21 protein-coding genes are annotated in these 26,573 nt (G+C 64.0%); 8 read left to right on the forward strand and 13 right to left on the reverse strand.

What is annotated here, in order from left to right; translation table 11 throughout:
- Positions 1-164: 164 nt before the first annotated feature.
- The 5 genes from purT to AC3WLP_RS03930 form a co-directional block, all read right to left on the reverse strand.
- Positions 165-1,346: a formate-dependent phosphoribosylglycinamide formyltransferase gene (purT, locus tag AC3WLP_RS03910; RefSeq protein ID WP_010952557.1), complete on the reverse strand. Its 1,182-nt coding sequence runs from the start codon at positions 1,344-1,346 to the stop codon at positions 165-167.
- A 76-nt stretch (positions 1,347-1,422) separates the two neighbouring features.
- Entirely contained in the window at positions 1,423-1,890 is a 468-nt protein-coding gene (locus AC3WLP_RS03915) for a 7-cyano-7-deazaguanine/7-aminomethyl-7-deazaguanine transporter (protein WP_003252131.1), read from the reverse strand.
- Positions 1,891-1,967: 77 nt separating this feature from the next.
- Positions 1,968-2,171, reverse strand: coding sequence for a DUF1289 domain-containing protein (locus AC3WLP_RS03920; RefSeq protein ID WP_012053591.1), 204 nt, complete (start codon positions 2,169-2,171; stop codon positions 1,968-1,970).
- Positions 2,161-2,685, reverse strand: a complete 525-nt coding sequence (locus AC3WLP_RS03925) for a gamma carbonic anhydrase family protein (protein ID WP_088513349.1) — start codon at positions 2,683-2,685, stop codon at positions 2,161-2,163. The genes AC3WLP_RS03920 and AC3WLP_RS03925 overlap by 11 nt, the downstream gene beginning before the upstream one ends.
- Before the next feature lie 44 nt (positions 2,686-2,729).
- Positions 2,730-3,329, reverse strand: a complete 600-nt coding sequence (locus AC3WLP_RS03930) for a CoA pyrophosphatase (protein WP_088513348.1) — start codon at positions 3,327-3,329, stop codon at positions 2,730-2,732.
- A gap of 123 nt (positions 3,330-3,452) precedes the next feature.
- On the opposite strand from AC3WLP_RS03930, the gene AC3WLP_RS03935 reads away from it, so the two are divergent.
- From AC3WLP_RS03935 to AC3WLP_RS03950, 4 genes are all read left to right on the forward strand, one after another.
- Complete coding sequence (locus AC3WLP_RS03935) at positions 3,453-4,004, forward strand: NUDIX hydrolase (RefSeq protein ID WP_012053593.1); 552 nt, start codon at positions 3,453-3,455, stop codon at positions 4,002-4,004.
- Positions 4,005-4,026: 22 nt separating this feature from the next.
- Complete coding sequence (locus AC3WLP_RS03940) at positions 4,027-4,581, forward strand: L,D-transpeptidase family protein (protein ID WP_003252119.1); 555 nt, start codon at positions 4,027-4,029, stop codon at positions 4,579-4,581.
- A gap of 160 nt (positions 4,582-4,741) precedes the next feature.
- Positions 4,742-6,424: a ShlB/FhaC/HecB family hemolysin secretion/activation protein gene (locus tag AC3WLP_RS03945; protein WP_088513347.1), complete on the forward strand. Its 1,683-nt coding sequence runs from the start codon at positions 4,742-4,744 to the stop codon at positions 6,422-6,424.
- Positions 6,425-6,451: 27 nt separating this feature from the next.
- Positions 6,452-10,978, forward strand: coding sequence for a hemagglutinin repeat-containing protein (locus tag AC3WLP_RS03950; protein ID WP_088513346.1), 4,527 nt, complete (start codon positions 6,452-6,454; stop codon positions 10,976-10,978).
- Between the two features lie 163 nt (positions 10,979-11,141).
- Here the strand turns inward: AC3WLP_RS03950 and AC3WLP_RS03955 are convergent, their stop codons facing one another.
- Both AC3WLP_RS03955 and AC3WLP_RS03960 read right to left on the reverse strand, forming a co-directional pair.
- The gene (locus AC3WLP_RS03955; RefSeq protein ID WP_004575440.1) at positions 11,142-11,777 is read right to left on the reverse strand and encodes a Pr6Pr family membrane protein; all 636 of its coding nucleotides are present in this window, start codon (positions 11,775-11,777) and stop codon (positions 11,142-11,144) included.
- 1 nt (position 11,778) lies between these two features.
- Positions 11,779-12,000, reverse strand: a complete 222-nt coding sequence (locus AC3WLP_RS03960; RefSeq protein ID WP_012053596.1) for a VF530 family protein — start codon at positions 11,998-12,000, stop codon at positions 11,779-11,781.
- 163 nt (positions 12,001-12,163) lie between these two features.
- Here AC3WLP_RS03960 and AC3WLP_RS03965 point away from each other — a divergent pair, with 163 nt between their 5' ends.
- From AC3WLP_RS03965 to AC3WLP_RS03975, 3 genes are all read left to right on the forward strand, one after another.
- Complete coding sequence (locus AC3WLP_RS03965) at positions 12,164-14,233, forward strand: TonB-dependent receptor (RefSeq protein ID WP_088513345.1); 2,070 nt, start codon at positions 12,164-12,166, stop codon at positions 14,231-14,233.
- A gap of 295 nt (positions 14,234-14,528) precedes the next feature.
- Positions 14,529-15,863: a carbohydrate porin gene (locus AC3WLP_RS03970; RefSeq protein ID WP_003252108.1), complete on the forward strand. Its 1,335-nt coding sequence runs from the start codon at positions 14,529-14,531 to the stop codon at positions 15,861-15,863.
- A gap of 30 nt (positions 15,864-15,893) precedes the next feature.
- Positions 15,894-18,305 carry a glucose/quinate/shikimate family membrane-bound PQQ-dependent dehydrogenase gene (locus AC3WLP_RS03975; protein WP_019752450.1) on the forward strand — a complete coding sequence of 804 codons (2,412 nt, stop codon included), beginning with the start codon at positions 15,894-15,896 and terminating at the stop codon, positions 18,303-18,305.
- 404 nt (positions 18,306-18,709) lie between these two features.
- On the opposite strand, the gene rhlE1 is transcribed toward AC3WLP_RS03975, so the two are convergent.
- The 5 genes from rhlE1 to AC3WLP_RS04000 all read right to left on the reverse strand — a co-directional run bounded on the left by rhlE1 (position 18,710) and on the right by AC3WLP_RS04000 (position 23,179).
- Positions 18,710-20,041 (reverse strand): RNA helicase RhlE1, encoded by a 1,332-nt coding sequence (gene rhlE1, locus AC3WLP_RS03980; RefSeq protein ID WP_003249817.1) that lies wholly within the window; start codon positions 20,039-20,041, stop codon positions 18,710-18,712.
- Between the two features lie 55 nt (positions 20,042-20,096).
- Entirely contained in the window at positions 20,097-21,017 is a 921-nt protein-coding gene (yedA, locus tag AC3WLP_RS03985; RefSeq protein WP_012053787.1) for a drug/metabolite exporter YedA, read from the reverse strand.
- 118 nt (positions 21,018-21,135) lie between these two features.
- Positions 21,136-21,771, reverse strand: a complete 636-nt coding sequence (locus AC3WLP_RS03990) for a 3'-5' exonuclease (RefSeq protein ID WP_088513252.1) — start codon at positions 21,769-21,771, stop codon at positions 21,136-21,138.
- Positions 21,772-21,780: 9 nt separating this feature from the next.
- The gene (locus tag AC3WLP_RS03995; RefSeq protein ID WP_010955394.1) at positions 21,781-22,260 is read right to left on the reverse strand and encodes a LabA-like NYN domain-containing protein; all 480 of its coding nucleotides are present in this window, start codon (positions 22,258-22,260) and stop codon (positions 21,781-21,783) included.
- 160 nt (positions 22,261-22,420) lie between these two features.
- Positions 22,421-23,179 (reverse strand): DUF2076 domain-containing protein, encoded by a 759-nt coding sequence (locus AC3WLP_RS04000; RefSeq protein ID WP_088513253.1) that lies wholly within the window; start codon positions 23,177-23,179, stop codon positions 22,421-22,423.
- A 167-nt stretch (positions 23,180-23,346) separates the two neighbouring features.
- Between AC3WLP_RS04000 and AC3WLP_RS04005 the strand changes: the two genes are divergently transcribed.
- Positions 23,347-24,003, forward strand: a complete 657-nt coding sequence (locus AC3WLP_RS04005; RefSeq protein WP_003249806.1) for a YciC family protein — start codon at positions 23,347-23,349, stop codon at positions 24,001-24,003.
- Positions 24,004-24,041: 38 nt separating this feature from the next.
- Here the strand turns inward: AC3WLP_RS04005 and hrpB are convergent, their stop codons facing one another.
- Complete coding sequence (hrpB, locus tag AC3WLP_RS04010; protein WP_088513254.1) at positions 24,042-26,570, reverse strand: ATP-dependent helicase HrpB; 2,529 nt, start codon at positions 26,568-26,570, stop codon at positions 24,042-24,044.
- Positions 26,571-26,573: the final 3 nt, after the last annotated feature.

The following is a 26,573-nucleotide window of genomic DNA, read 5'->3' on the forward strand; positions in this document are numbered from 1 at the left end:
CGTGTTCGCGGGCAAGCCCGCTCCCACAGGGAAGGCGCCAGCTTTTAGAAATTGAGCAAGACAGTTGCTCCCACAGGAATAACGCAGCTTCCAGGCTTACGCGATCCCTGTGGGAGCGGCCTTGTGTCGCGATAGGGCTGCGAAGCAGCCCCAGCACTCTCGGATCAGAACTCGACCTTGACCGCCTGCGAAGCACGGGTCGCCTTGGCCCGCGCCAGTTCGACCGATTCGTCACGCGCCAGGCACACGCCCATGCGGCGGGTACCGTTGATTTCCGGCTTGCCGAACAGGCGTATGGCGGTATCCGGCTCGCTCAGCGCTGCGCCCAGGTTGGCGAAGCTGGTCTGTTGGGACTGGCCTTCGGGCAAGATCACTGCCGAGGCCGACGGGCCGAACTGACGCACCACCGGAATCGGCAGGCCGAGAATGGCGCGGGCATGCAGGGCGAATTGCGACAGGTCCTGGGAAATCAGGGTGACCAGACCGGTGTCATGCGGGCGCGGCGACACTTCGCTGAACCACACCTGGTCGCCCTTCACGAACAGCTCCACACCAAACAGGCCGCGACCGCCGAGGGCATCGGTGACCGCCTTGGCCACGCGCTGCGATTCGGCCAGCGCCTTCGGGCTCATGGCCTGTGGCTGCCAGGACTCTTGGTAATCGCCCTTCTCCTGACGGTGCCCGACAGGTTCAAGGAAGGTGGTACCGCCCACGTGGCGCACGGTCAGCAGGGTGATTTCATATTCGAAGTCGATGAAACCTTCGACAATCACCCGGCCCTTGCCAGCGCGGCCGCCCTCCTGGGCATAGTCCCACGACTTCTGCAGGTCAGCATCGCTGCGCAGCAGGCTCTGGCCCTTGCCCGACGAGCTCATCACCGGTTTGACCACGCACGGGTAACCCAGGTCGGCTACGGCCTTGGCGTAGTCTTCATAGGTGTCAGCGAAGTGGTACGGCGAGGTTGGCAGGTCCAGCTCTTCGGCAGCCAGGCGGCGGATGCCTTCGCGATTCATGGTCAACTGGGTGGCGCGGGCAGTGGGCACCACGGTGAAGCCTTCGTTTTCCAGCTCGACCAGGGTGGCGGTGGCGATGGCTTCGATTTCCGGAACGATGTAGTGCGGCTTCTCGGCTTCGATCACCGCGCGCAGGGCAACGCCATCGAGCATGTTGACCACATGGCTGCGGTGCGCCACCTGCATTGCCGGAGCATTGGCGTAACGGTCGACGGCGATTACTTCGACGCCCAGGCGCTGCAGCTCGATTACCACTTCCTTGCCCAGCTCGCCACAGCCGCAGAGCAGTACACGGGTCGCGGTGGGCGACAATGGGGTTCCGATACGGGTCATTTCAGGTCCTCGAAGGCATCCGGGGCCGCGCCAGGCTAGGCGCCACCCGCTGAAAAAGGACCGCTATTCTACACCATCAACCGGCCACGGCGGCCCGCCGGGCGCGAAATGCCATGGCCAGCCACACCGCCGTTACACCGGCGAACTTCGAGGCCATCGCGGTGCCGATGACTGCCGGGGTCAAAGCGCCGATCATGCCGAAGAAAATGAAGGTATCCACCGGGATGCTCAGCGCCGAACTGAGCCACAGGCGGTCGCGCAGCGGCCGACGGGTGATGCTGAACACCAGCCAGTCGATCAGCTCGGAAATGAAGAACGCAGTGGCGCTGGCCAGGGCGATGGCCGGCTCCGAGGTGACATAGGACAACACCAGCGCCGCCAGCATGGCCACCAGCGCGCCGTGACCGAAGCGGGTTTGCACCATGTCGCGCAGGATGAACACCAGGCCGCCCCAGGCGGACCAGATGATGTCCAGATGCGGGGCACTGGAGAAGGCGTAGTTGATCAGCACTACGCTGCTGATATAGGCAATCAGATAGAACATGGCGGGCTGTCTGTGGGCAAGCCGTACAGATTACCGCTGGGCCGTTCGCGGGTAAACCCGCTCCTACAGGGTTCGCGTCAGGCCTGCAAGATGAGGCCGGCTTCTACTGCCCGTTCATGGCAACGCTTGAGCACCGCCCGGCGCTCGTCGTTGTCCATCCGCCCCCAGCGGCCAATCTCGGCCACGGTACGCTGGCAGCCGGTGCAGATATCCTGCTCGTCCAGCGCGCAAATGCTCACGCACGGCGATGCCACCGGCCGCTCTGCTACATCACTCATCATCAACCACCAACGCTTGCGCATAACGCTGGGCATTATGCACGTAATGTGCAGCACTCGCTTCCAGCATGCGTTTCTGCTGCTCGGTCAGCTCGCGTATCACCTTGCCCGGCGAGCCCATCACCAGCGAACCGTCCGGGATTTCCTTGCCCTCGGCAATCAGTGCGTTGGCGCCGATGATGCAGTGCTTGCCGATGCGTGCGCCATTGAGGATCACTGCGTTGATACCGACCAGGCTGAAGTCGCCCACCGTACAGCCATGCAGCATGGCATTGTGGCCCACGGTCACGCCCTTGCCCAACGTCAATGGCGAGCCCATGTCAGTGTGCATCACCGTGCCATCCTGCACGTTACTGCCTTCGCCAATGTCGATCAGCTCGTTATCACCGCGCAACACCGCGCCAAACCACACACTGGCATTGGCTTGCAGGCGCACGCTGCCAATGAGCGTGGCGTTGGGGGCGGCCCAACTGGTGGGGTGGCTCTCGACCCGCAGGTCGCCCAGGCGATATTTCATGCTTGTTCCTCAGGCTGCGACGCAGACGGCGGGGTAGGCCCCGCTCAATTTTCGATGTAACACTCCGGGGGTTGATGCAGGCTGATACCGGCATCGAACAGCAGGTTGACCAGCTCGACGATCATGATCGCCGACAACCCCCAGATCTTGTATTCACCATAGCGGTAACTTGGCACATACCAGCTACGCCCCTGGTAATCGATACGGTGGGTATGGTCACGCGGGTCCTGGCGGAAGAATTCCAGCGGCACGGTGAATACTGCCGCGATCTCGGCATCATTGGCGCGATACTCGACGAAGTCCGGGATAAGCCCGACGAATGGCGTCACTTTCAGGCCATGTAGCGAAATCAGCGGGCTGAGCGGGCCAATCACCTCCACCAGGCCAGGGGGCAGGCCGATTTCTTCTTCAGCCTCGCGCAGGGCAGTAAAGACCAGGTCCGGGTCTTCCGGGTCGCGGCGGCCACCGGGAAAGGCGACTTCACCACCGTGGGTAGACAGGCCCTTGGCGCGCAGGGTCAAAACCAGTTCGGGCGCTTCGCTGCGGGTAATGGGCAAGAGGACCGCCGCTTCGGGGAACCGCCTGTCGGTTTCCAATGACGCGGGTTGGTGGTTGCTCATTCGGCGAAGTAGCTCGTCCAGCATTGCGCACGCTCGTATCCAGGTCCTGTGTTGCATCATGCACCAAAGCCGCGAAGCACCCAAGCCCCAGCGCTTGCGGCGGCACGGTGGCCGCGCCAAGATAGCCTTGAACATAAGGAACCACACATGAAATTCTGCAGCGCGTGCGGCCAACCGGTCACTCAGCAGATCCCCGAGGGCGACAGCCGCCTGCGGTACGTCTGCGGCTCTTGCCAGACCATCCACTACCAGAACCCCAACATCGTGGCCGGCGTGCTACCGACCTGGGGCAGCCAGGTGTTGCTGTGTCGCCGCGCCATCGAACCGCGCCGGGGTTTCTGGACCCTGCCCGCCGGTTTCATGGAAAACGGCGAAACCCTCGACCAGGCCGCGCGTCGCGAAACCGTAGAGGAAGCCTGCGCCCGGGTCGGGCCAACGTCCCTGTACCAGCTGTTCGATCTGCCGCACATCAACCAGGTGCATGTGTTCTTCCGCGCCGAGTTGGCGGACCTGGACTTTGCCGTGGGTGTCGAAAGCCTGGAGGTGCGCCTGTTCGAAGAACATGAGATACCGTGGAACGCGCTGGCTTTCCGCACCGTCACTCGCACACTAGAATGCTACTATCGCGACCGCATCGGCCAGCACTACCCCATAGGCCATGAATACCTGCCGCCGATGAACGTTTCGCCACACACCTAAACGCCTTCAGGGATACTGTTACATGCGCTGGTTGCTTGCCCTCTTCTGCCTTTGCGTTACCTCGGTGTCCCAGGCGGCCTTCACCGAAACCATCATCCGCAAGCCCGCACCGGCAGCGCAAACCCCATCGCCTTCGCAGCAAGCCATGCAACCGTTGATCGACAAGGTACTGGTGATCAAGTCCGAGCGCCGCCTGCAGTTGATCAGCCGTGGCGAGCCGCTGAAAACCTACCGCATCTCGCTGGGCAAGCAGCCCAAGGGCGCCAAGGAACGCGAAGGCGACAAGAAAACCCCTGAGGGCTTGTACTGGCTGGACTGGCGCAAGCAGAGCGACCGCTTCAACCTGGCCATGCACATCAACTACCCGAACATCAGCGATGCCGCCCGCGCGACCCGGGCAGGGGTGAGTGCCGGCAGCATGATCATGATTCACGGCACGCCGATCAACGATGAATACCCGGAATGGTACTTCCATACCCTGGACTGGACGGATGGTTGCATTGCCATGCGCAACCGCGACATGCAGGAAGTGTGGGACTTGGTACGGGATGGAACGCTGATCGAGATCAGGCCTTGATATAGGGCCTTTCAGTACAGGTTGTAGGAACCTTCTCACCACTTTGCGAGAACTTGCCTGACAGTTGCTTAGGCAGGGTACTGCATCCAGACGAGTGACTTAATTTTTAGCATCCACGCAGACGAGTACGAAAACCGTACATCATTTGCGGGGTGCTTCAATGCCGTGCCTGATTCACCGCATCGCCCATTGGCTGTCGGCCAGTTGCCTGTCAGGCGTGCTGTCCATTCCCCACGTGCTGGCCGACGACCCTGCCAGCCAGCAGTTGCGCGATCAACAGCATGGGCTGCGGCAACTGGAGCAACAGCAGCGGCTGGAGCGCTGGCGGCGCATCTCCGCCCCGACTGAACCGACCAACAGCACTTCCCAGCGACCGCACGATGATCGCTGCTGGGCAGTCGATGGCGTGCGCGTGGCGGGTATGCACCGGCTTTCGAGCTCGGCACTGGCGCTCACCCTCCGTGCGCTCACGCCTGCCTGCATGGGCATCGCCGACATCAATCGGCTGCTCAAAGCCATCACCCAACGTTATGTACAAGCCGGCTACCCAACCAGCCGACCCTACCTGCGACAGCCCCCAGAACAAGGCATGCCGTTGGACATCGTCATTGTCGAAGGCTTTGTCGAAACCATCGAACTGGCAGGGCCCGACCTGCCCCTGTCCCTCTCCAGTGCCTTCCCAGGCCTGCTCGGGCAGCCACTGTACCTGCCCGACCTTGAGCAAGGCCTGGACCAGCTCAACCGCCTACGCGCCTATGAACTGGGCGCCACCTTGCTGCCCGGCGAACTGCAAGGCGGCACCCGCGTGGTCGTGCAGCCGGGCAAGGTTGCTTCACGCTGGCACCTGGACAGCCGCTTCGACAACCGGGGCAGCGAGCTGACCGGCCGCCACCGCGTCAACCTCGGCATTGGCCTGGACAGCCCGCTTGGCCTCAATGATGAGCTGCGCCTGTCGTGGACCCGCACGGTGCTCGATACGCCCGGCCAAAGCCAAGGGATATCGTTGTACTACAGCATCCCCTACGGCGCCTGGACCTTTGCCCTCAGCGCCAGCCAGCTAAGCTATCAAGCCCCACTCCCCTACAGCGACAAGGCTGCCGACGGCAGCAGCAGCTATCAGGGCCTGAGTGTCGAGCGGGTGTTGTGGCGCAACCAGCAAGGCATGCTCAGCGCCAGCGCCCGGCTGGACCGCAAGCAGCTGATCAACCGCAGCGCTGGCGCAGTTATCGTCCAGCAGAGCCCGACGCTGGCCACGGTAGAGGCCGGTCTCAACCTGCTGTGGCTCGAAAATGGCTTGTGGAACGGCTACTTCGGCGTTGCCCAAGGCATTGACGCATTGGGTGCCGACCGCGCGCCCCTGGGTGCTCAACGCCTGCGCCCGGACTTTCGCAAATACCGCGCCAACCTGCTGCACCTGCGTCAGGGCCCGGCACCCAACCCTTGGCGCTGGCAGAGCGAGCTGGCCCTGCAGTACAGCCGCGACCTGTTGCCTGCCGTCGAACAACTGCTGGTCAGCGACGATTCGGCTGTCCGCGGCTTTCGTTTGCACACTTACTCCGGTGCCAGCAGCGCCGTCTGGCGCAATACGTTCAGCCAAGCGCTGCCACTGACCTGGGCCCACCCCTTCGAGATACGCCCCTACATCGGCCTGGACCAGGGCTGGGTTCGCACCGCCGAAGGCAAACCGTCACAGCGCCTGGCCGGGGCCGCCGCAGGGTTGGAACTGAGCCTGCCCGGCAGCCGCCTGCGCCTGGACTACCAACGCGCCTTGTACACCAGTGACCTGCCCCGCCCGCTGCTGGAGCCCGGCTTCTGGGTGCTGGACTGGACCCTGAACATCTGATTCACCCACAACAAAGAGAACGAGAAAATGCAAACACTCTCGCAGTTACCGCCTGTTCGCCCGGATACCTTGCGCTGGGCAATCTTCCTCGCCGTGCTCGGGCCCAGCGCCGCACTGGCTCAGACCGGGCTGGAAGCAGCCAGCGGCCCCGGGGGGACCCCGGTCATCCACAATGGCCACGGGGTGCCGGTGATCGACATCGTGCCGCCCAACGCCAAGGGGCTGTCACACAACCAGTTCATCGACTACAACGTGGCCACCCCTGGCCTGGTGCTGAACAACGCCACCGCAGCCGGGCAGTCGCAACTGGCCGGTGCCCTGGCGGCCAACCCGCAATTTCAAGGCCAGGCCGCCTCGACCATTCTTAACGAAGTGGTCAGCCGCAACGCCTCGCTGATCGAGGGGCCGCAGGAAATCTTCGGGCGCCCGGCCGACTACATACTGGCCAACCCCAATGGCATCACCCTCAATGGCGGCAGTTTCATCAACACCACCCGCGCAGGCTTCGTGGTGGGCACCCCGCAATTCGAGGAGCAACAGCTCAGGTACCTCGATACGCTCACGGCCAGTGGCACCCTGCAGGTACTGGAGCATGGCCAGGGCAATGCCGGTGGCGCACTCGAACTGATCGCACCACGCGTGGACAGCAAAGGCCTGCTCATGGCCAGCGAAACGCTCGACATCACCGTCGGTCGCAACCGTATCGACAGCCGCAGCGGCGAGGTGGTCGAACACCTGCCCAGCCCCTCGTCGAGCATTGATGCCAGCCTGTTCGGCGCCATGCGCGCCGGGCGTATCCGTGTGGTAAGTACCGCCGAAGGCGCGGGTGTGCGTGTGGGGGCCTCGCAGATTCTGGGCGCCGAGGGGGTCGACATCAGCTCGGCCGGGGGCCTGCATGTCAGTGGCAGTGGCGACCGCCCGACCGAGCTGCGCAGCGAGCGCGGCGTGCTGAAACTCACCGCTGCCGATGACCTGATGCTTGAAACGGTCGACGGCCAGGCCCCGCGAATCGAAGCAAGGGCGGGCAAGAAACTCACACTGGACGCCAAGACAATCGAGCACATCAAGCACGACAGTGACAGCTGGAACAAGAAGTTCTGGTTCGTCACCCGCGAAACCTACAACAGCAAAACCACCACCACCCACCAGCAGCAACAGGGCAGTCAATTGCTGGGCACTGACAGCGTGCTGTTGCAGTCCGGCGACGACATGCGCATGACCGCAGCGAAGGTGGACGCCGGTAGCGAGCTGATGGTCGACAGCGGTGCCGGCCTGGACATCCTCGCCGGCATCGACAGCAAACGCACCGAACAGCAGGTGCGTCATCGCAAGGATTTATGGCGCGGTGACAGCGATAGCGACCAGCTCAAGGAAACCGCAAAGGGCAGTACCCTGAGCGCCGGGCACATGTCGATAAAGGCAAGCGACAACCTCAACGTGCAGGGCAGCAGCCTGCACAGCCGCGGCGATCTGGCTATCCAGGCAAAACAGGCCGACATCGGTACCACCACCTTGCAGGAACACGGTACCCAACGCGATTACCGAGGCGACCTGGTATCCGGTACATTCTTTGGCGATCGAAAAGGTAACGACACCGAGGGCCAGGTCGTCGCGGGCAGCACCATAACCAGCGATGGCGAGCTCACAGTCAGAGCCGACCAGGTCGCCATCAAAGGCAGTACCGTGTTCGGTAAAAAGGACGCGGTGCTCTACAGCGAGAACGGTTCGCTGGCCATCGCGGCGGACCATGGCAGCACGACCTCCACCCAGCGCACCAGTGACAGTAAGCTGTTCGGCCTGATCGGCAGCACGCACGAAAGCACGGACCGCAAACAGCAGGTACTGGTCAGCGACGTCAGCTCGACCAGCAACCTGCGCCTGGCCAGCGCCGAAGAGATGCGCATCCAGGGCGCCAAGGTTGCCGCTGGCAAGCATCTGCAAGTCGAGGCCAAAGGCGACCTGCTGATTGGCAGTGCGCAATCGGTCGATGAACGCGAAACCCGCGACCAACAACGGGGTTTCACGGCCAGCGCCAGACAGACCCAGGAAGCCGAGGATGGCAAGCCCGAGTCTCGCCAATACGCGGCTGGCGTGGCGTATGAGGTCGTGACCACCACCAGCAAGCAGCGCGCGACCAGCCAGGTTGCCAGTGAGCTCAAGGGTGCCTCGGTGGGCATGAGCAGCAGCGCGCACCTGCAGGTCAACGGCAGCAAGGTCCAGGCCACTGCCGGCGACCTCGATGTGCAGGCGCGGGAAGTGACACTGGGGGCGACCCGCAACGACCGTGACGTAGTCACCAGCACCACCGAAAGTGGTGGCGGGCTGACGGTAACCGGTGGCATCGACCGCCTGGGCAGTTTGTTCGAAGGCCATCACAACCGCGAGGTGCAAGCCGAACGCGAAAGCAAGGTGCAGCGCAGCGAGTTGCAGGCCAGCGGCGATCTGAAATTGCGCAGTGATGCACTGCTCACCGAGGCCGTGCACGTTGAGGCCGGCAACACCCTGCAGGTGACCGCCGAACGCATCGACAACCGTGCAGTGCAGGATACCCATGAACATGAACAAAGCCGTGACGACTGGTCGGGTAGCCTGGGCGCCAGTATCGAATACCGCGACCTGACCCGCCCTATCGAACGCCTGGTGCTGGGTGAGGAAGCCGCGCGCTTCCAGCAAGCCTCGCCCGAAGACGCCATGGCACCGCCCAGCGTGGGTGCCGACATGACGGTTGAACACCTCAAGCGCCTGGAAAACCAGCGCCGTGGCATTGCTCAGGTCAGCGAGTTGTCCGCAGCAAAGGTCGAGGTCAAGGCTGACACACTGGCCGACCAGGGCACAGCCTGGCGGGCCAATGCCGGCTCGCTGAAAATCGAGGCGCAGCAGCACCAGGTGAGCGCCGCCGAAAATACCCAGGAAACCACCGTTCAACGCCTGGCCTATGGTGGCGACGCGCGCCTGGACACCAGCACCGGCGAGGACTTGAATGTACGCGCCGCCGGCAAAGGAGGCTCGCTGGATAAAAAGGATATCGCCAGCACCGCCGTGCCCGGCAGCCTTTACGGGCAACAGGGTATCCAGGTACAGCTGGGCAGCGATGGCCGCTACGAAGGGGCCCGCATCGATGGCGGTGAAGGCAGCGTGGTCATGCACAGTGCAGGGTCGTTGGCCCTACCCCAGGCGACCGACCAGGCCGAACAGCAGTCACGCCAGCTCGATGGCAATGCCTGGGCCAAAGTCGGCAACCGCCCGGGCAGCACCGGCGTCGATGGCCGGGGCTATCTGGACCATGGCCAGAAGCTGAGCACGCAGAGCAAGGCACAAGTGGCACAAATCGACGCCAAGGGCGAAGTTCAACTGACCAGCGCCGGCGACCTGTTGCTCGAAGGCACCCGCATTGGCAACCGCGAGGCCAAGGCCGGCGACATACGGGTGCAAAGCGGTGGCCAGTTGCAGGTCAAGGCGGCCAGCAACACCCAGCAGGCCACAGGCGCCAACCTGGGTGGCGGCATGGAGCTGGCGGCCAAGGCTGGCCAGACCCAGGGGGGAGCCATAGGCGGCCACTTCAGCCACGGCAAGCAGGACGAACATGCACGTCAGGCGGTCGATGCCCAGTTTGCCAGCAACGGCACACTGACCCTGACCAGCAGCGCCCGCGAGGACATCGCCCTGCACCTGCAAGGCCTGCAGGCCTCGGCCGAACAGATCACCCTCGACGCCTCGAATGGCGGCATGCTGCTTGAAGCCTCTTCCAGCCAGGAGCGACGCGACAACCTCGACATCTCGGCCGGCGCCGGTTTCAACATGGCCAAGGGCGCGTTGGACACCCGCGGCCTGCATGGCCGGCTCAAGGTAGAGCTCGACAAGCGCGACAACCTCATCTGGAATACCAGTGACCTGCGCGCCGAGCGCATCGACCTGCAAAGCCGCGGCGATACCCGCATCGAGAGTGCCACCCTGGATGCAAAGCATATTGGCGGCACAATCGACGGTGACCTGCGCATCGCCAGCCTAAAGGACAACGTCAACACCCTGAGCGTGAAGGGCGATGTCAGGCTGAGCCAGGAGAAAAACCCGCAGGGCTATGTCAACGCGGCCAAATCGGTGGCAGGGCCGCTGGGAGGCAAGGTCGAGAAAACGGCAGGTTCTGCCCTGAGCAAGGCAGACCCAGGGTTCTCGCCGACCGTCAGCCTCGACGTGTCGCATGCACAGCGCGACAACGTGGCGCGTCAGACCACGCTTAAAAGCAGCGACGGCATCGACCTGCAGGTCGGTGGCAACGCTCATCTGGTAGGGGCACGCCTGCAGTCGGCCAAAGGCGACGTGAGGCTCGACGCCAACTCGGTCACCCAGGAAACGCTAAGCGGTAATGACTATCGCCGAGACCTGTCGCTCGATGCGTCCAACTCACCGGTGGATCTGGGCACCGCAATCGCCGAGATAGCCAAAAGCAAAATGGCGGCGGATGGGGAAAATGCGCTGGACCTGGGTGTGTTGAGAACCAGTGGGCATAGTCGCAGCGAGCAATGGGCTTCGAGCATGCAAGGGAAGAAGCACTAAGACGCAATCGCGGCCCTGGCCATTTGGGGGCATCAGAAATCTTGTGCTCTGCTGCTGATACCCAGGCACCGCGTGTCCCCCGCTTCCACAGCGAATACCACAGCCCCCTGGGCGTGTGATTGCTCTGTAGAAGCGGGCTTGCCCGCGAAGAGGCCGGTACAGGTCAAGCCAACCTGTGCAGCCCCCGCCACCGATCCAGCCCAAGCAACACCAGCCCTATCCCCCAGAAACCCGCCAGCACCCCAAGGGCGTTGAGCATCACCTGCCCATACCCCAGACTGGCCACATCGATGAACGGATAGGCATACACGCCAATCTCGCTCCCCCGCCACAACGCATAACCAAAGTAGACCGCCGGGTACACCGCCCACACCAGCAAATGCCATAGCCGCAACCTGCCCTTGGGCACCTCGCACCACCAGTACAGGGCATACAGCACCGGCATCACGTCGTGCAGCAACTCGTCCGCCAGCCATTGCCAACCCTGTGGTTGCCACAAATGACGCAGCAGCACGCTGTAGGCCAGCGCCACCAGCACGATACTGGCGGCCACTGCAGAGCTTACCGAGGGCGACAGGAAAAAGCGTTTGCCACGGCCTTCCCGGCCGAATGCGGCATAGCTGAGCACCGTCGCCACCAGGGTATTGGTCAGCACGGTGAAATAGCCAAACACATTGATCAGGCCGCCAATCAGGCTGGCCTGTTCCTGCCAACGCGCCAGCAGTACCAGGTTCACCTGCACGGCCAGGCCGAACCAGCCAAGCACAGCCATGCCGGTCAGCCAAGGGCGACGCGACATGTCAGGCCTGACGCTGCAGCTTCACGTACAGCTGCTCGACCTTCTCCCGCGCCCACGGTGTTTTGCGCAGGAACGTCAGGCTCGACTTGATGGTCGGGTTGCTCTTGAAGCAGCGCACATCGATGCGCTCGGCCAGGCCATGCCATTGGTAATGCGCCACCAGCTCGGTGAGGATCTGTTCAAGGGTCTTGCCGTGCAGCGCGTTGTGTTGGGCCGTGCTCATGCTGTGCTCCGTAGGAAAGATGCGCACCTTACACGAGTGTAGTGGTGGGAGGGATCCGTCAAGTCGACAGAAAAATCGCTGGTCAGAGGCAAAACCTCTGTGATGGAATAGTTATGTTATGTTGTAACACTAAAAAGCACCTGCCAAGGAACGCCCCATCCCCATGCTGTACACACCGCTTCGCCTCTCCCCCCTTGCCGTCGCACTCTGGCTGGCTGCATCCCCCAGCCAGGCCGTAGAACTTGAGCCACAGGTCATCACCGCCAACCCGCTGGGCAACCGCCAACTGGCGGCTCCCAGCACCGTGCTCGAAGGCGACAACCTGCTGCAACAGCAGCACGGCAGCCTCGGTGAAACCCTGAACAAGCAGCCCGGTGTCGCCTGTACCTGGTTCGGCCCTGGCGCCAGCCGACCGGTCATTCGCGGCCTGGACGGCGACCGCATCCGCATTCTGCGCAACGGCGTCGGCGCCCTGGATGCCTCGTCGCTGTCCTATGACCACGCCGTGCCCCTGGACCCGGTGACGGTCGATCGCGTCGAAATCGTCCGTGGCCCGGCCGCCTTGCTGTATGGCGGTAACGCCATCGGCGGCGTGGTCAACACCTTCGACAACCGCATCCCGGACTCGCCGATCGAGGGCATCCACGGTGCCGGCGAACTGCGTTACGGCGGCGCCGACACCACCCGCAGCAGCGCCGGCAAGCTGGAGGCCGGCGACGGCGCCTTCGCCCTGCACCTGGACGCCAACAGCCGCCAGTTCAACGACCTGCGCATCCCGGGCTACGCACGCAGCGCCAAGGTGCGCGATACCGACGAGCCCGGCAGCAAACACCGCCTGGAAAACAGCGACGGTCGCCAGGACGGCGGCGCAATCGGTGGTGCCTACCACTGGGACCACGGCTACGCCGGCCTGTCGTACAGCCGCTACGACAGCAACTACGGCTCGGTGGCCGAGTCCGGCGTGCGCCTGGACATGAAGCAGGATCACTACGCCTTCGCCTCCGAACTGCGCGACCTCGACGGCCCGTTCAGCTCGGTCAAGGTAGATGCCGGCTACACCGACTACGAACACAGCGAAATCGAGGAAGGCGAGGTCCATACCACCTTCAAGAACAAGGGCTACGAAGCCCGCATCGAAGCCCGTCACCAGCCGCTCGGACCGGTGGAAGGGATGATCGGTGCCCAGGTCAGCCGCAACGAATTCTCCGCCCTGGGCGAGGAAGCCTTCGTCCCGCACACCGATACCGACAGCCTGGCGCTGTTCATGCTGGAGCAGTGGCAAGCCACCGAACGCCTGAACCTGAGCCTGGGCGCGCGCATGGAGCACACCCGCGTAGACCCGGACGCCAAAGGCAACGAGAACTTCGTCGACGCCGACAGCGCCAGCAGCTTCAACGCCTTCAGCCTGTCGTCGGGGGCCGTGTACCAACTCGACCCGATCTGGTCGCTGGCCGCCAACCTCGGCTACACCGAGCGCGCCCCTACCTTTTACGAGCTGTACGCCAATGGCGCGCACGTAGCCACCGGCGCGTTTGAAGTTGGTGACGCCAGCCTGAACAAGGAAAAGGCGATTTCCGCCGACCTGGCGCTGCGCTTCGACAACGGCACCCACAAGGGCAGTGTTGGGGTGTTCTACAGCCACTTTCGCAACTACATCGGCCTGATCGGCACCGGCAACCTGCGTGAGGGCGGGCATGATCACGACCATGACGAGGATGACCACGACCACGACCACGACCACGACCACGACCACGATCATGACGACGGCTTCCCGGAATACCAGTACCAAGGCGTGCGGGCGCGCTTCTACGGCATCGAGGCCCAGGACCGCTGGCAGTTGGCCGAGAACCGTTACGGCAGCTTTGCGCTGGAGTTGTCCGGTGACTACACCCGGGCCAAGAACCTGGACAGCGGCGAGCCACTGCCCCGCATCGCCCCGCTGCGCCTGAACAGCGGTCTGGTCTGGGAACTGGACCGCTGGCAGGCGCGAGTAGACGTGCAGCACGCTGCGTCGCAGCACCGCAAACCCGCCAACGAAACCGGCACCGATGGCTACACCACCTTGGGGGCCAGCGTTGGCTACCGCTTCGACATTGGCCAGAGCCAGTGGCTGGCGTTTGTACGCGGCGAAAACCTCACCGACCAGACCGTGCGCTACGCCAGTTCGATCCTGCGCGATATCGCACCGGCGCCGGGGCGCAGTGTGGAAGTCGGGTTGCGTACCACCTTCTGAACCACAAGCGACGAAGATCGGTGTAGGAACGGGTTCACCCGCGAAGACGATGGTAGGTCAACCGGCGCATTCGCGGGTGAACCCGCTCCTACACCGGCCTCGATTAATGACGACTGTTGCCCGTTCAACAACAATCCTCTGCGACAATTTGTCTTTTTTTCTTACAACTTCCCCTATATCCTCCCCGCCGCAAGCTGAAACGCTTCATCGAACAACCTTGTCGCCATATCCATTGAGGGGCTCGCCCTTCGATGCGCTTGCCGTTTTTTCAATAATCAAAAGATAGCGCTATCTCATGTTCCAACTGCCTAAAACCTGTTACATCGGCCTCGCCCTCAGTGCCTTGGCAACCCCCGCCAGCGCCAGCGAAATGTTCGCCAGCGACTCCCCGTGGATGCTCGGCGACTGGGGTGGAACCCGCAGCGAACTGCTGGAAAAGGGCTACGACTTTACCCTTGGCTACACCGGCGAGATGGGCAGCAACCTGCACGGCGGCTACGACCACGACCGCACCGCGCGCTACAGCGACCAGTTCACCTTTGGCAGCCACCTGGACCTGGACAAGATCCTCGGCTGGCACGACACCGAACTCCAGCTGACCGTCACCGAGCGTCACGGCGACAACATCAGCAACGACCGCATCAACGACCCGCGTGTCGGCGGCTTCACCTCCGCCCAGGAAGTCTGGGGCCGCGGCGAAACCTGGCGATTGACGCAGATGTGGATCAAGCAGAAGTACTTCGACGGTGCGCTGGATGTGAAATTCGGCCGCTTCGGTGAAGGCGAGGACTTCAACAGCTTCCCTTGCGACTTCCAGAACCTGGCCTTCTGCGGCTCGCAGGTGGGCAACTGGGTAGGTGGCATCTGGTACAACTGGCCAGTCAGCCAGTGGGCCCTGCGCGTGCGCTACAACCTTACCCCTGAGCTGTACGCACAGGTCGGCGTCTTCGAGCAGAACCCTTCCAACCTTGAATCTGGCAATGGTTTCAAGCTCAGCGGCAGCGGCACCCAAGGTGCGGTAATGCCGTTCGAACTGGTATGGACCCCACGTATCCAAGGCTTGAAAGGGGAATATCGTGCCGGCTACTACTACAGTAATGCCAAGGCACAAGATGTTCTCAAGGACAGCAACGGTCAGCCGGCCGCCATCAGCGGCGCCGCCTACCGCAGCAGCTCGAGCAAGCACGGCTTGTGGATTGGCGCCCAGCAGCAGGTCACCTCGCTGGCGTCCGACCAGTCACGCGGCTTGAGCGTGTTCACCAACGCCACCGTGCATGACAAGAAGACCAATGCCATCGACAACTATGTGCAGGCAGGACTGGTATTCAAAGGGCCCTTCGATGCCCGCGCCAAGGACGACATCGGTTTCGCCCTGGCCCGCGTGCACGTCAACCCTGCCTATCGCAAGAACGCCCGCCTGGCCAACCAGGCCGCCGGCCTCTACGACTACGACAACCCAGGCTTCCTGCCCGTGCAGGACACCGAGTACAGCGCCGAGCTGTACTACGGCATCCATTTGGCCGACTGGCTCACGGTACGCCCCAACCTGCAGTACATCCGCCACCCGGGCGGGGTGTCGCAGGTGGATGGCGCCCTGATCGGTGGCCTGAAGATCCAGAGCAGTTTCTAACCCCTTTTTTGACCTGACGGAGAACCTACGATGAGCACTGAAGGTGCGAACCAAGGAAGCCGCTGGCTACCGCGCCTGATTGGCGCGCTGCTGTTGCTGATGGGCCTGGCCCTGCTGGCCGGCGGTATCAAGCTGAGCCAGCTGGGCGGATCGCTGTACTACCTGATCGCCGGTATCGGCTTTGCCCTTTCGGGCATCCTGCTGCTGGCCCAACGCCAGATCGCCCTGGGCCTGTATGGCCTGGTGCTGCTGGGTAGCACCGTTTGGGCCCTGCTCGAAGTGGGCCTGGACTGGTGGCAACTGGTGCCCCGTCTGGCCATCTGGTTCGCCATCGGCGTGGTGCTGCTGCTACCGTGGGCACGTCGCCCGCTGATCGGCCCGGCCAGCAAAGCCAATACTGCACTGCTCGGCCTGGCAGTGGTCGCTTCGGGCGCTTGCGCGCTGGGCAGCCAGTTCACCCATCCCGGTGAAGTGTTCGGCGAACTGGGCCGCGACAGCAGCGAAATGGCCAGTGCCGCACCGGCCATGCCCGACGGCGAATGGCAGGCTTACGGCCGTACCGAGCATGGCGACCGCTACTCGCCGCTGCACCAGATCACCCCGCAGAACGCCTACCGCCTGGAAGAGGCCTGGCGCATTCGCACCGGTGATCTGCCGACCGAAAACGACCCGGTGGAGCTGACCAACCAGAACACCCCGCTGAAGGTCAACGGCATGCTGTACGCCTGCACCGCGCACAGCCGCCTGCTGGCGCTGGACCCGGACACTGGCGCGGAAATCTGGCGCTACGACCCGCAGGTCAAGAGCCCGACCGGCACCTTCAAAGGCTTTGCCCACATGACGTGCCGTGGCGTCTCGTACTATGACGAAAACCGCTACGTCAGCCGCGACGGCAGCCCGGCGCCGAAAATTACCGACGCAGGCCAGGCGGTGGCCCAAGCCTGCCCGCGTCGTCTCTACCTGCCGACTGCAGATGCCCGCCTGATCGCCATCAACGCCGACAACGGCAAGGTCTGCGAAGGTTTCGCCAACCAGGGCGTGATCGACCTCACCACCGGCATTGGCCCGTTCACCGCCGGCGGCTATTACTCCACCTCGCCTGCTGCCATTACCCGTGACCTGGTGATCATCGGTGGCCACGTCACCGACAACGAGTCGACCAATGAGCCGTCCGGGGTGATCCGCGCCTACGACGTGCACGACGGCCACCTGGTGTGGAACTGGGACAGCAACAACCCGGACGACACCAAGCCATTGGCTGCCGGCAAAATGTATAGCCGCAACTCGGCCAACATGTGGTCAATCGCCAGCGTCGACGAAGACCTTGGCATGATCTACCTGCCGCTGGGCAACCAGACCCCGGACCAGTGGGGCGCCGACCGCACCCCAGGCGCCGAGAAGTACAGTGCCGGCGTGGTCGCCCTTGACCTGGCCACCGGCAAGGCACGCTGGAACTATCAGTTCACCCATCACGACCTGTGGGACATGGACGTCGGCAGCCAGCCGACCCTGGTACACCTGAAAACCGACGATGGCGTGAAACCGGCGATCATCGTACCGACCAAGCAAGGCAGCCTGTACGTGCTCGACCGCCGCGACGGTACGCCCATCGTGCCGATCCGCGAGATCCCCACCCCACAAGGCGCAGTGGAAGGCGACCACACCTCGCCAACCCAGGCTCGTTCCGACCTCAACCTGCTCGGCCCAGAGCTGACCGAACAGGCCATGTGGGGCGCCACGCCTTTCGACCAGATGCTGTGCCGCATCCAGTTCCGCGAGCTGCGCTACGAAGGCCAGTACACCCCGCCATCCGAACAAGGTTCGTTGGTCTACCCCGGCAACGTCGGTGTATTCAACTGGGGCAGCGTGTCGGTCGACCCGGTGCGCCAGTTGCTGTTCACTTCGCCCAACTACATGGCGTTCGTGTCGAAGATGGTCCCGCGTGAGCAGGTTGCCGAAGGCAGCAAGCGCGAAAGCGAGACCAGCGGCGTGCAGCCGAACACCGGTGCACCGTATGCAGTGACCATGCACCCGTTCATGTCGCCGCTCGGCGTACCGTGCCAGGCACCCGCCTGGGGCTACGTCGCCGCCATCGACCTGTTCACCAACAAGGTGGTGTGGAAACACAAGAACGGCACCACCCGGGACAGCACTCCGGTGCCGATCGGCCTGCCGGTTGGCGTGCCAAGCATGGGTGGCTCGATCGTCACCGCCGGTGGCGTCGGTTTCCTCAGCGGCACGCTCGACCAGTACCTGCGCGCCTATGACGTGAACAACGGCAAGGAATTGTGGAAGGCACGCCTGCCAGCGGGTGGCCAGGCTACGCCGATGAGCTACACCGGCAAGGACGGCAAGCAGTACGTGCTGGTGACTGCCGGCGGCCATGGCTCGCTGGGCACCAAGATGGGCGATTACATCATCGCTTACAAATTAGCTGAGTAAGCGACACCGCTCCCGCAGGCTCAACCCTGTGGGAGCAACTGTCTTGCTCAATTTCTGAAAGCTGGCGCGATCCGTGTGGGAGCGGCCTTGCGTCGCGAAAGGGCTGCACAGCAGCCCCGGGGTTTCAGCGTCGATGCAAATAATGCCGGGGCCGCTTCGCGGCCCTTTCGCGACACAAGGCCCCCACAGGCCGGTGTTCAGCCTCAGCCCAGCGCAGTGTCGAGAAACATCATCACCGCAAACCCGCCCATCAACCCTGGGTAATGGAGCTGGGTGCAGCGCTGGGCATCAAGGTCGAGCCGGCGCTGGAAGCCCTGAAGGTCGCCGTATTCATCTAAAGCCTGGCGCAGTCCTTGTGAGAGCGGCCTTGCGTCGCCAAAGGGCCGCAAAGCGGCCCCAAAACCTCAAGGCTTGCGCTTGCGCGGCCCACCATTGAAGCTCGGCACCTTGCGTACAGCCTTCACCGCCGGTTCCGCACTGCCAGCTTCACTGCTGTCCATCCAGCGCCCCAGCCCGCGCTTGGCGCTGTTTTCTTTCGGCTTCTTGGGCTTCTTCGGTTTCTTGATAACCTGCCCACTGGCATCGGTCATCGGCACCCGGTGCTCGGGGATGAAATCCGGCTCTTCATGACGCGGCAGGGTCTGCCGGGTCAGCACCTCGATAGCCGCCAGCAGTTGCACTTCATCCGCACACACCAGCGAAATCGCCTCGCCCTTGTTGCCCGCCCGCCCGGTACGCCCGATGCGGTGCACGTAGTCTTCGGCAACGATCGGCAGGTCAAGGTTGACGACCAGCGGCAAGTCATCGATATCCAGGCCGCGGGCCGCCACATCGGTCGCCACCAGCACTTGCACCTCACGGGCCTTGAAGCTGTCCAGCGCACGCTGGCGGGTCGCCTGTGGGCGATCACCGTGGATGCCGTCGGCATTCACGCCTTCGGCCAGCAAGCGCTCCACCAGCTGATCGACGCCATTGCGGGTCTTGGCGAACACCAGCACCTGCTTCCAGCGCTGCTTGCGCAGCAGGTGGCAGAACAGGTCGGCCTTGCGCTTCTTGTCCACAGGCACCAGCCACTGCTTGACGCTGGTGGCCGTGGCGTTGCGCGGGCTCACTTCGATACTGAGCGGGTCATTCAGCGCCAGCCCCGCCAGCATGCGAATCTGATCGGAGAAGGTGGCGGAAAACAGCAGCGTCTGGCGCTTGCGCGGCAGTGCCGCATACACCGACTGCAGCTCTTCGGCAAAGCCCAGGTCCAGCATGCGGTCGGCTTCATCCAGCACCAGGGTCTGCACCTGGTTGAACTTCACGGCGTTCTGCCGGAACAGGTCGAGCAAGCGGCCAGGGGTAGCCACCAGCAGGTCGACACCCCGGCGCAGGCGCATCATCTGTGGGTTGATACTGACCCCGCCATACACCGCGTAAGTACTCAGCGGCAGGTTCTCGGCGTATTCGCGCACGTTGTTGTGCACCTGCTCGGCCAGCTCGCGAGTGGGCACCAGCACCAAGGCGCGGATCGAGTTGCTGGCCACCTTCTCGCCCTCCAGCGCCAGGCGCTGCAGCACAGGCAGGGCAAAGCCTGCGGTCTTGCCGGTACCGGTCTGGGCTGCGGCCATCAGGTCGCGGCCGGCCAGCACGGCGGGGATGGCTTTGGCCTGCACCGGGGTCGGGGTGGTGTAGTCCAGTTGCTGCAGCGTGCGCAGCAGCGGTTCGATCAGGCCGAGTTTGGCGAAATTCATGGCAATACCGTCAGGGGGTTCAGCGAAGGCGGCAAGTTTACCGCATCGCCCCTGCCTACTTGCAGATTTCACCTTTCAACGGTTGCACAGGGTCAGGCGCCTTGCGCCACTGCGGCAGGCCGATCAGCACCACCGCACCGATGATCACTGCCATCGCCACACACTCTTCAGCGCCAATCTGCTCACCGGCAAAGACGATCCCCAGCAGCACCGCCACCGCCGGGTTGACGTAGGCGTAGCTGGTGGCCGCTGCCGGGCGCACGTGCTTGAGCAGGTACATGTAGGCACTGAACGCCAGGATCGAACCGAAGAACACCAGATAGGCCAGCGCCCCCCAGCCAGCGGCGGTCGGCAGCTGTGTCATGCGTTCGCCCGATAGCACACTGCCCAGCAACAGCACCGCACCCCCGGCCAGCATTTCCGCTGCGCTGGCCATCGGCCCCTGGGGCAGCGGCAAGGTCTTGCTCCACACCGAGCCAAACGCCCAGGACGCCGCCGCGAAGATGATCAGCGCTGCACCTATCGGGCTTGCCTGCAGGTTGGAGCCCAGGTTCAGCAGGCCGATGCCCACCAGCCCAAGGGCTATCCCCGCCCACTCCAGCTTCGAATTGCGGTGCCCGAACAACAGGCCGAACAGCAAGGTGAACAGCGGCACCGTCGCCACCGCCAAAGCCGCCACGCCCGAAGCCACGCCGGCATGCTCAGCCACGGTGACCCCGCCGTTGCCACAGCTGAGCAACAAGAAACCGATCGCCCCTGCCGCCCGCCATTGTGGCCAGGTAGGTGCCGGCACGCCGCGCCAACGCAGGAAGCCGTACAGCAGGCCACCGGCGATCAGGAATCGCACACCGGCCATGAGCATCGGAGGCCAGCTCTCGACGCCGATGCGAATGAACAGGTAAGTGGAACCCCAGACCAGATAAAGGGCCAGGAAGGCGCCAATCAGCAGCAGCGGGAAACGACGGGAGGCAGGCATGGGGAAAACTCGAAATCCGTTTACGGGTGCCTCAGTTTAACGGCCTGCCTGGGTGAAGGGACGTTACAGAACGGGTGCAAATGAGCGGCACAATTCTGGTGCATCCGGTGTGGCTGGCTTATCGCCTGGGACGATCACCTGCCAGCCCCTGACCGTACTTGGCCAGCGCTTCGCGCACTTTCGCAGCCGGGGTCTTCTGCAGCCGGCAAAGCAGCTCGTGCGACAGTTGCTGAACCCCGTGGTCCTGGTGCAACACACCCGCCAGATGCTGCAGCAGGTTGGCGGCCATTTCGGCATCGGCCATGGCCCGGTGCGCGGTCCCCGTGTCTGGCAACCCAGCCCAGCGTGTCAAAGTGCCCAGCTTGTGGTTCGGCGCGGCGGGCAGCAGCCGCCGTGACAGCAACAGGGAACACGCGAAGGGCTGGCTGCGGCTGCGGCCAATACGGCTCAGCTCGTAGTCCCAGAACTTCTGGTCGAAAGCAGCGTTGTGCGCCAACAATGGGGTGCCGCCGACGAACTCGGCCACCTCGTTCATCACCTTGTCCACCGGCGGCGCACTGCGCAGCATGGCGGTGGTGATGCCGGTCAGCCCTGCGACGAAAGCCGGCACCGGCACGCCTGCATTCATCAGGCTCTGGTAGCGCTCGACAATGCGCCCACCCTCGAGCATTACCACCGCCACCTCGGTGGCACGGCAGCCGGTACCGGGGGAAATGCCGGTGGTTTCAAAGTCGATGACAGCGATACGTTCCATGAAAAGACCTTAGTGTTTGAGCAACAGCGCGCCTTCGATGGGCACGTAGCGGGTGGCAGCACGGATCAGTGACAACGCCGTCAGCCCCGGCACGCCATACACCACCGCTTCGGTGCCATGGCGCTGGATTACCCGCTCCAGCAGCAGGTCGAAGTCACCGTCACCGGAGGCCAGCACCACCTGGTCGACCCGGCTGGCCGCGTCGATCACATCCAGGGTAATGCCCACATCCCAGTCACCTTTGGCCGAGCCATCGCTGCGCTGGATGAACGGTTTGAGGCGCACCTCGAAACCGAGGTTGCGCAAGATCTGCTGGAACTGCTGTTGTTTGCTGTCGCCACGGTCGATGGCATAAGCCACGGCCTCGACGATCTGGCCTTCGCGGCTGACATCGGCCCACAGGGCGGTGTAGTTGAAATGGCAGCCGTGGGCCTGGCGCACGGTGTAGTAGAGGTTCTGCACATCGGCGAACAGCGCGATCTTTTTCACCTGGGAACCTCATTTTTGGCCTGGAGTGCCGGGGGGCTGCTGCGCAGCCCTTCGCGGACACGCCCGCCCCCACAGGTATCGCGCGTACCCCTGTGGGAGCGGGCGTGCCCGCGAAGGGGCGCAAAGCGCCCCCGGAAATGCCAGCAGTATGCCAGACCTGTCAGACGTAAGAATCGTCGTCCGAGAAGAACCCGCCGTCATCGTTGCCAAAACCACCGTCGGCGTATCCGCCCTGGTCACTGCCCCAGCCACCGTTGTCAGCCACTTGCTGCTGCCCGCCCTGGTCGTTCCAGCCGCCACTGTCGCTGGCTGGCGCCGGCTCTTCCTTGATGACCTCGACGACTTCTTCCGGTTGCGAGTTGTGGTTGAACAGGCTGCTGATACCCTGCGCCAGCAGCACACCACCGGCCACACCGGCGGCGGTCTGCATAGCCCCGCCAAGGAAGCTGCTGGCCCCGCTGCGCGCAGGCGCGGCGCCATAGCCAGGCTGCGGCGCCTGAGGTTGGCCAAAACCAGGGGCCGACGGCTCGCGCCAGCCACCACCGGACACTACAGGGGGCGTCGAAGGGCGCTGTGGCTGCACCGCCGGCGCTGCGTTGCGCCCACCCGAACCAAAGATGCTGGACAAGAAACCACCCCCGCCATTGCTCGGCGCACTGCTGGTGGCTTGTGCCGCCTGAGCCTGGGCACGGGCCTGCTGCAGCTCGGCTTCCAACTGCTTGTTCTGTTCGTCGAGGCGTTTGATTGCGGCCTCCTGCACCAAAATCGCCTGGGCCATGTAGTAAGGCGCCGCCGGTTGCTGACGCACGTGCTGCTCGATGCACGCCTGGGCTTGCGGGTCACGCGGCTGGCTGGGGTCTTCGGCTTGCTTGAGGCGGCCGAACAGGCCGTCAATCAGGGTTTGTTCTTCAGTGTTCATGGGGCGACCTCGTGGGGTAGCGGGACATCGGACAGCGTCAAAGATGGGGCGTACAGGCGCGGGATTCAATCACTGCTGCGGTGAAACTTTTTTCAGCAAGTGACAGCCCCAGGCCTGCTTTGGGCTAAAGTTAGGCCCCTGTTTTTACTGCCATGCGATGTTGACTGATGAATCCGCTGAGCGTTTTGCGCGACTCCTTGTACTTCTTCCGCCGTCACCTGCCAAACATCCTGCAGCTGTGCCTGCCGCTGGTGGTGGTGGAAGCCCTGGTCACTCAATTGCTGTACCGGCAGCTGGGCGACCAGGCATCACCGGCCTACGGCATGCTGGTCAGCCTGTTGTTCTACCCGCTGTACAGCGCAGCCCTGATCCTGTACCTGGACACGCGCAGCAACGGCCAGGAAATCGCCAAGCGCGACCTGTTCGCCCGCGCCCTGCAGCTGTGGCCGCAACTGGCCCTGCTGATCCTGATCAGCTCGCTACTGATCATGGCCGGCCTTGCGCTGTTCATCTTCCCGGGGGTGTGGATCATGATCAACCTGGTGTTCGCCGAGTACCTGCTGGTGCTGCGCGGCCGGCCGGTGGTACAGGCGATGCGCGACAGCGCAAGCATGACCACCGGGCATTTCATGCGCATCATGGTCTGCGTGGTAGGCGTGCTGGCGCCGATCTGGCTGATCGACGGGCTGCTGCTGATGGCCTTCCCCGAGCCATCACCTGGGATGGAACTGGCCATGGACAGCCTCAGCGGCTTCCTGCAGCTGTTCAGCACCGTGGTGCTGTATCGCCTGTTCATGTTGCTGGAAGGTGAAGCCAGCACCTGAGGCCACCGGGGGCGGCCTGCCACACTCAGTGTTGTGCATCAGCTCCCTCTCGGCTTGGCCCTCGCCGTAGCCTCGGCCACCAGAGGGTCGTCCGGCCAGTAATGCTTCGGATACCGCCCTTTCAGGTCTTTCTTCACCTCGGCATAGGTCGTGCGCCAGAAGCTGGCCAGGTCCTGGGTCACCTGCACCGGCCGACGTGCCGGTGACAGCAGGTGCAGCTTGACCTGCTGCCGGCCGTTGGCGATGCGCGGGGTATCGGCAAGGCCGAACAGTTCTTGCAGACGCACGGCGAGAATCGGCGGGGTTTCGCTGTAATCCAGGCGGATGTTCGAGCCGGAAGGCACGGCCAAATGCGCCGGGGCCTGTTCTTCCAGGCGTTGCGGCAGCGGCCAGGGCAGCAGGTTGCGCAGCATCGACGGCAAGTCCAGCGCGGCAAAGTGGCTGAGGCGCGATACTTTGCTCAGGTAAGGCTGTAACCAGTCTTCCAGGCTGGCCAGCAGGGCCTCGTCCCCCAGGTCAGGCCATTCGCTGTGGCCATCCTTCTGCAGGTCGAGCTGACGCAACAGCGCCACACGTGCCTGCCATTGCCGCAGTTCCGGCGTCCAGGTCAGCAGGTTCAAACCTTTGCGCCGGACCAGGCCAAGCAGCGCTCGGGCCCTGGCTTCATCATCCAGCCCGGGCAGCGGCTCGCGGCTGAGGACCAGTTCGCCAACCTTCACCTGGCGCTCGGCGCGCAACACCTGCTCGCGCTCGTCCCAATCAAGGATATCGACCCGCTCGACCTGTTCGGCCAGCACACCCTCGAGCAACGCCGGATCGAATTCGGCTGCCAGATAGATCCGCTCCTCACGCTGCCCCTGGCGGCTACCCAGGTCGGCGATCACCAGCCATGGGCACTTCATCAATGCATCGACTTCGCCAAACAGGGCCGCACGGCCGTTGGCGAGCCGATACTCCGCCCCGCCCGCTCGGCGCTGCTGGGCGACCCGGTCAGGGTAGGCCAGTGCCAACAGGGCGCCCAGCCAGCGCGGGTGGTCCGGGTCGGCAACCGGTGCACCGACCTTGCCACGCAACAGGCCACGGTATTGCCGGGCCAGCTGACGAGCACGCTGCACACCACCCTGGCCGCCACGCGCAGCCTTGCTCTCACCGCTGACCAGCGCAAGCCGGCTGTGCAAGTCGGCACCACCGCCACGCTGGATGTCCCGCTCCCCCAGCAGTGCAGCCACATCGCATGCCATCTGTGCCAGGCCCAGGTCCTGGCCGCGCAGCAACAAGTGCGCGATGCGTGGGTGAGCCGGCAGTTCGGCCATGGCCTGGCCATGTTCGCTGAGGGTGTCGCGGCTGCCCGGCCGGAAGGCGCTGAGTCGCGCCAACAGGTCCTGTGCCTGGGCGTACGCTGCAGCTGGCGGCTGGTCGAGCCAGCGCAACTGCTCGGGGGTTACACCCCAGCGCGCCAACTGCAGGGCCAGCCCGGCCAGGTCGGCCTGGAGAATCTCGGCACTGCCATGGGCGGCCAGCTGGTCATGCTGGGCCTCGGACCAAAGGCGGTAGCACACGCCGGGTTCCAGGCGGCCGGCACGCCCAGCGCGCTGGGTGGCACTGGCGCGGGAAATGCGCTGGGTGTCCAGGCGGGTCATGCCGCTGCCGGGGTCGAAGCGCGGCACTCGGGCCAGGCCTGCGTCGATCACCACGCGCACGCCATCGATGGTCAGGCTGGTCTCAGCGATGTTGGTGGCCAGCACCACCTTGCGCGATCCCTTGGGCGGCGGATCGATAGCGGCACGCTGGGCATTGAGGTCGAGTTCGCCATGCAGCGGGCACAGCAGAATCTCGGGGCGCGCGCCCAGTACCTCCTGAAGGCTTTGGTGAACCCGGCGGATCTCGGCTTGCCCAGGCAGGAACACCAGCACGCTGCCGGCCTGGTCAGCCAGCGCATGCAGCACGCTGTCCACCACCCGTGGCTCGATGAACTCGCCTGGCTGGAACGGCCGCCCCCAGCGGATATCCACCGGATGCATGCGGCCTTCGCTGCTGACCACCGGGGCATCGTCCAGCAACCGCGACAGGCGCTCGCCTTCCAGGGTCGCGGACATCAGCAGAATCTTCAGTGGCGGGTCGTCACGCAGCAACTCGCGGCCGTTAAGGCTCAGCGCAAGTGCGAGATCGGCATCCAGGCTGCGTTCGTGATATTCGTCGAAAATCAGCAGGCCCACCCCTTCCAGCGCCGGGTCGGCTTGCAGGCGGCGTGTGAGGATGCCTTCGGTCACCACTTCAATACGGGTTTTCGGGCCGACCTTGCTGTCCAGACGGATGCGGTAACCCACCGTTTCGCCAACCTGCTCGCCCAGCTCACTGGCCAGCCGTTCGGCCGCTGCCCGCGCAGCCAGGCGCCGTGGCTCGAGCATGAGGATGCTCTGCCCGGCCAGCCACGGTTCGTGCAGCAGCGCCAGTGGCACGCGGGTGGTCTTGCCAGCGCCAGGCGGCGCTTCAAGCACCACTTCGTCACGGTTTTCCAGAGCCTGGCGCAGGGCGGGCAAGGCAGCATCAATGGGTAATGAAATCATGGT

The sequence above is a fragment of the Pseudomonas sp. FW305-E2 genome (genome assembly GCF_058782925.1).